This is a genomic window from Hymenobacter piscis (assembly GCF_018760735.1).
Lineage (GTDB): Bacteria > Bacteroidota > Bacteroidia > Cytophagales > Hymenobacteraceae > Hymenobacter > Hymenobacter piscis.
Map to the genome: position 1 here is coordinate 1 of NZ_JAHHZN010000062.1, position 376 is coordinate 376.

The 376-nt window shown below is 52.4% G+C and carries 1 rRNA gene; it reads right to left on the reverse strand.

The features are described 5' to 3' along the window. Window positions 1-117 (reverse strand): 23S ribosomal RNA (locus KLP40_RS21095); the annotation flags it as partial. Window positions 118-376 lie beyond the last annotated feature (259 nt).

Here is a 376-nt window from a genome sequence, read left to right on the forward strand (position 1 = left end):
TCGGATACCTGCGGATCAATTCGTATGTGCCGATCCCCGCAGCTTTTCGCAGCTTATCACGTCCTTCATCGCCTCTGAGAGCCTAGGCATCCCCCGTGTGCCCTTTTCTACTTCTCGGTAGAGGCCATTCCGTAGAATGGCCGGCTCGGGTGACTAACCGTAGGTTAATCACTCTTTGTTCTTCTCTTTCTTAAACTCTGTTTTCCTCTATGTCAAAGAACGTGTACCACCCCAATCGGGTGATCGTGCGAATGATGAAAAAGACAAACCGCTATGGGTAAGGCGGGCAGATGACCACGAATCGTGGGCGAAGCCCAGCGCGTTGGTGTAATCGAGTCGAACAAGCTCCAGAAAGGAGGTGATCCAGCCGCACCTT